Source organism: Actinocorallia lasiicapitis, from assembly GCF_054778695.1.
In genome coordinates, this window is sequence record NZ_BAAGZI010000901.1 from 1 (window position 1) to 578 (window position 578).

At 74.6% G+C, this 578-nt stretch carries 1 protein-coding gene; it reads left to right on the forward strand.

What is annotated here, in order from left to right; all coding sequences use genetic code 11:
- Positions 1-386: 386 nt before the first annotated feature.
- Positions 387-578 (forward strand): AfsR/SARP family transcriptional regulator (locus ACYVE7_RS35400; protein ID WP_460371069.1); only part of this gene is annotated, 192 nt, incomplete at its 3' end.

A 578-nucleotide genomic window follows, 5' to 3' on the forward strand; every position in this document is an offset into this window, starting at 1 on the left:
CGTGCCGCTGCTCGCGGCGGCCCTGCTGATCGGGGTCTCGCACGCCGCCGTCCTGGCGACCCTGCGCCGCAGGGCCCCGCTGCCGGTTCCGGCGTACTGAGAGGCAGGACGATGTGGGCCGCGCGGCGCCCCTGTGCTGCCGCGCGGACCCCACCATCGCAAGGGACGGCCGTGCGCCGGGCGATTGGCCGAGCCCGCCGCAACAAGATCATTGGAGTCGCGGGCCGGAAGGCCCGGACATCCTGTGCGCGTCCGATAAACGACACGACGACGACCGATAAACGCCCAGCTCACCGCGGTGCGAGGAGCGGCCCCCCGCGGAGGAAAATGGTGCCCCTCGGGTAACATGCCCGAGTCCGGGAAGGTGCCCGGCCGGCGAGCAGTCGATGGGGGCCGAGGTGGTGGACCGGGAGCTGGCCTTCGCGCTCCTCGGCACCGTGCGCTGCACCCGGGCCGGTGAGCCGGTCGAGCTCGGGCCGCCGCAGCAGCGCGCGATGCTCGCCGTCCTGCTCCTGTACGGCGGACGTGCCGCGACGGCCGCCCAGCTCGTCGACGCCCTGTGGGGTGAGGCGCCGCCC